This is a genomic window from Chamaesiphon polymorphus CCALA 037 (assembly GCF_003003845.1).
Classification (GTDB): domain Bacteria; phylum Cyanobacteriota; class Cyanobacteriia; order Cyanobacteriales; family Chamaesiphonaceae; genus Chamaesiphon; species Chamaesiphon polymorphus.
Genome location: NZ_PVWO01000460.1, coordinates 1 through 4,750 on the forward strand (window position 1 = coordinate 1; position 4,750 = coordinate 4,750).

Annotated in this window: 5 protein-coding genes; 4 read left to right on the forward strand and 1 reads right to left on the reverse strand. The window is 42.3% G+C overall.

The window, feature by feature from the left end; translation table 11 throughout:
* The 3 genes from C7B77_RS24360 to C7B77_RS30410 all read left to right on the forward strand — a co-directional run.
* Positions 1-1,042, forward strand: a 1,042-nt coding sequence (locus C7B77_RS24360; RefSeq protein ID WP_106311016.1) for a lipid-A-disaccharide synthase-related protein, incomplete at its 5' end; no start/stop codon positions are given.
* Positions 1,043-1,057: 15 nt separating this feature from the next.
* On the forward strand, positions 1,058-2,152 hold the full coding sequence (glf, locus tag C7B77_RS24365; RefSeq protein ID WP_106311019.1) for a UDP-galactopyranose mutase: 1,095 nt from the start codon (positions 1,058-1,060) through the stop codon (positions 2,150-2,152).
* A complete protein-coding gene (locus C7B77_RS30410) occupies positions 2,127-2,273 on the forward strand; it encodes a hypothetical protein (protein ID WP_181244008.1) in 147 nt (48 codons plus the stop codon). Before glf ends, C7B77_RS30410 begins: the two co-directional genes overlap by 26 nt.
* A gap of 40 nt (positions 2,274-2,313) precedes the next feature.
* Here the strand turns inward: C7B77_RS30410 and C7B77_RS24370 are convergent, their stop codons facing one another.
* Positions 2,314-4,044: an ABC transporter ATP-binding protein gene (locus C7B77_RS24370; protein ID WP_106311021.1), complete on the reverse strand. Its 1,731-nt coding sequence runs from the start codon at positions 4,042-4,044 to the stop codon at positions 2,314-2,316.
* Positions 4,045-4,189: 145 nt separating this feature from the next.
* On the opposite strand from C7B77_RS24370, the gene C7B77_RS24375 reads away from it, so the two are divergent.
* Positions 4,190-4,510, forward strand: coding sequence for a hypothetical protein (locus C7B77_RS24375; RefSeq protein WP_106311025.1), 321 nt, complete (start codon positions 4,190-4,192; stop codon positions 4,508-4,510).
* Positions 4,511-4,750 lie beyond the last annotated feature (240 nt).

The window sequence follows — 4,750 nt, forward strand, 5'->3', positions numbered from 1 at the left end:
TTTACCCTCTGGGGTGTTTGTCTATAACCATCGATTAAAATTACTAGAGGATATTCGATCGGGTTTATTTACACTACTGTGGCGACAGATCCAAGCTATTCGTCAATATGGTGAGGATTGTGATGCGGTTTTTGCAATTGGTGATGTCATTGTCCTAGTCGGTGCTTATTTATCTGGGAAACCTTACATGGCATTTACTTCGTCTAGTTCAGCATATTATGAAAATCGGATGAAATTCGATCTGTTGACTAATTGGCTGCTGAAATCAGATCGTTGTCGGCAGATATTTACGCGCGATCGATATACGGCGCAGATGTTAAATCAGCAGGGTTATCATCAAGCAATTTGCGTTGGTTTACCAGCAATGGATGCACTCGAATTGACAGGTAAAGATTTACCATTATTACCCAATTTACCTTTTGTTGCATTATTGCCAGGGAGTAGATTGCCAGAGTCTAGCACTAATTTCCAGTTACTTTTAGATTTAGTAATTGCCACAATACCCCTGTTCCCCAACGGGATTCAGTTCTGCGCCGCTGTGACACCAAATCTGTGCCTACCCGATCCAACTGGGACTATCCCCATCCAGCAACTAGCAGCGCAATGCGGATGGCAGTATCAAGCCCCAGGTTATCTGACTCATCCTCAATATCAAATTAAACTCCACTGCATTTATGATGCCTTTGCAGACATTTTATATCAGTGCGACTTAGTTGTCGGAATGGCTGGGGCGGCGATCGAGCAAGCAGTTGGTTTAGGCAAACCAGTCATTCAAATTCCTGGTGCTGGCCCTCAGTTTACATATACTTTTGCCGAAGCGCAAATGCGACTGTTGGGTTCATCAGTTCAGACTATCGGCACTCAGCCAGCAACTGCCGAAACTATCGTTCTGGCTGCACAAGCTATCCATCGCACTCTTGAGAACCCGCAATATCTCGAACAATGTCGGGCAAATGGATTGGAACGGATTGGAACTGCTGGTGGTGGTGCTGCAATGGCACGGATTTTTGCCAAAGAGTTTCTAAAAACTGATTTGTCCTAATATATCCCAAAGATAATGTTTGATTTTCTAATTGTTGGAGCTGGTTTTGCTGGTTGCACTTTGGCAGATTGTATCGCTACAAAGCTAGGGCGTAAAGTGCTCATTATCGATACTAGAAATCATATTGGTGGTAATGCTTACGATTACTACGATAATGCTGGCGTATTAGTTCATCGCTATGGTGCCCATATCTTCCATACTAATAGTAAGAAAGTTATCGATTATCTTTCCAGATTTACACAGTGGCGAGTCTACCAGCATGAGGTTTTGGCAAAGCTTGATGGCGATCTTTATCCAATTCCCATTAACTTAAACACGATTAATAAGCTCTATGGTTTAAATCTCAATAGTCAAGAACTTGCAGACTTCTACGATCGGGTTAGAGAAAAATATGACAGGATTGAGAACTCCGAGCAGGCTGTGATTGGGAAAGTAGGCAAAGATCTCTATAACAAGTTCTTTAAAAATTATACATACAAGCAATGGGAGCTATGGCCACACGAGCTAGATGCCTCGGTTTGTGCGCGGATTCCGGTGAGAACAAATAAAGACAATCGTTATTTTGGTGATAAATATCAACTAATGCCATTACATGGCTATACGAAGATGTTTGAAAAGATGCTCTCTCATCCTAATATCAAGCTCATGCTCAATACGAGTTTTGAAGAGGTTCAAGGATGGATAAAGTTCGACCATTTAATTTACACGGGACAAATCGATCGATTTTTTGATTATCAGTTTGGCAAACTACCCTATCGTTCATTACGATTTGAATTTGAGACTCATGATACTGAGTACTTTCAACCAGTCGCTGTTGTTAACTATCCCAACGATTACGATTTTACGCGCATAGTGGAATCCAAGCATATTACCGGGCAAAAGCATTCTAAAACAACGATTTACCACGAGTATCCAGAAGCAGAAGGAGATCCTTATTACCCCATACCACGTCCAGAAAATCGAGAACTATTCCAGAAGTACAAAAATGCAGCAGCAAATCTACAAACAGTTACTTTTGTGGGTAGATTAGCTCAATATCAATATTACAACATGGATCAGGTTGTTGCCGCTGCATTAACTGTATTTGAAGACCGAATTAGTCAGCTTTGAATTAGCAAATCTACAAACAGTTACTTTTGTGGGTAGATTAGCTCAAGATCGATACTACAACATGGATCGAGTTGTTGCCGCTGCATTAACCGTATTTGAAGACCGAATTAGTCAGCTTTGAAGTAGCAAATCTACAAACAGTTACTCGCCTTGAAGTCATCCTAAATTTCTTGACTGAATTGTCGAGCATAAAATTGGGCGTAACGTCCAGATCGATCGAGTAATTCGCTATGAGTACCTGCTTCGATAATTTCGCCATTTTCGACGACTAAAATGCGATCGGCTTTGCGGACTGTTGCCAAACGGTGAGCGATAATAAATACCGTGCGATCGGCCATGATTCTTTCTAGTGCTTCTTGAACTAAGGCTTCTGATTCGGAATCTAGCGCGGAAGTTGCTTCGTCGAGAATCAGAATGCGTGGATTAAAGAATACCGCTCTAGCGATCGCGATCCGTTGTTTTTGTCCGCCCGATAAGGTCGTCCCTTTCTCGCCAACGTAAGTATAATAACCTTGCGAAAGTTGAGAGATAAATTGATGGGCGTTAGCAATTTTAGCCGCTTCTTCGACATCTTTAATGTCAAAATCTGTCTGCCCAAAAGCAATATTCTGGGCGATATGTCCCGATAGTAATACGGTATCTTGTGGAACGATACCAATTTGACGGCGTAGACTTTTGAGTGTCACATCCCGGATATCGATACCATCGATCGAGATGCTGCCAGATGAGACATCATGAAAGCGGTTTAATAAACTGAGGATCGTACTTTTTCCCGCTCCGGAAGTACCGACTAGGGCGATGGTTTCTCCAGCTTTGACAGTCAGATTAAAATCTTTGAGAATTGTTTTGTCGGATGTATAGCCAAAGTTGACATTGCAATATTCAATTTTACTAGCCGCTGGTGGTAGCACGATCGCGTCGGGACGTTCGACAATTGTTTGCGGAATAGTTAGTAATTCAAAAACTCGATCGACTGAAGCTTCAGCTTGCTTTAACTCGTTATAGTTGCTGGTAGTCAGTGCGATCGGGCTGATAATTAGGACGATATTAGTTAGGTAAATGACAAATTCAGCAGATGTTAAATTACCTACTGAAATTTGAATACTAGCTAGCACGAATATAAATAAAATACTAATAACTTGCAAAAAACTAACGATCGGATGTTGCAGCGCATTAATTTTTTCAGTGAGATATTTAGCCTGCCGATTGAACTCGGCTTCTCGTCCGAATTTCTGGCAAGCATAATCTTCAGCCGCAAAAGCTTGAATCATCCGAATGCTACCGAGATCTTCTGTTACTAGCGAAGATAGCTCGGCAACCTGATTTTGACTTTTCAATGATTGTTTTTGAAGTTTTTCGCCAAACCAGCCAACTAAAACAGCAATTATTGGTGCGATAATAAACACTGCTAAAGTCAGTTGCCAGTTGAGATAAACCATATATCCCAAAATGACAATTAACTGAAGTACGCACGGTATAAATTGATGGCAAATCTTATTAATAGTTTCGCCAATTTTATCGATATCCTCAGTCAATCGATATGCTAAATCGCCTAATTGCATCTGCGATAAGCGATCGCCACTCAAGCTAAGTAGGTGTCCGTAAGCATGTTTGCGTAAGTCTAACGTAATGCCAAACGCGGCTTTAGCCATCAAAGTATCCAAACCATATTGCGCGATGCCTTGGAAGATATATACCAATCCCCCAAATACCGCAATTTTAGCTAGCATGGTGACGTCAGTACCCACATATTTACTGATTTGTCCGGCTAACCACGCCTGGATCGGCCAAAAAGCAGTATAAACTCCAATCCACAATAACGCCAACAAAATTGTCAACCGATGCGGGCGAATATACGGAAGAAGTTGCCAATAGTTAGAACGCTGTTTCAAAGGACTTACTCGATCGCTAAATAATCGATCTACTCGACGCCAACGGGTTTTAGTTTGTTCGCAAAGTCAAGATCGTATGTAAATCGTAGCTTAGATCGACCGCCCAATTAACTCATAACTTCGATCGAACGTTCGGCAATTCGTAGTGCCGCACCAGGAGTACCCATGCGTAATAAACCATTGCGCAACGAATTTACAACTACTTTTAGATCTGGCAATTGCCACATCGCCACTATTTCCTGATGGCATTCAATTTTGCGCCGCCGTCACCCCAAATTTATGCCTACCCAACGCGACTGGTGCGATACCCATCCAAGCGGTAGCAGCGGAATGTGGGTGGAATTATCACCCATCGGGTTATTTAACTCATCTCGAATATCCAATTAAGCTCCGCTGCGTTTATAGCGAATCGGCGGCGCGGGTGGTGGCGACGCAATGGCGCGGATTTTTGTCGATCGATTTTTAAAAACCGATTAAGTACGCAAAATCTTTGGCTCGGTTTTCTACCACCCACGATTGAAATCATAGCTCATGCCTCGATTGCTATTCCCTAATCCTGTTGCGACAACACGAACAAACTGATACAGTCATGGTATTTCCACGACCAAAATGTTGGCTGACAACATCGGCTTGTCGATCGAGCATCGAATCGCAAGGCTCAAAACGTTAAGTATCGATTGAATGCTTGAGAGCGCAAGACTTTGAG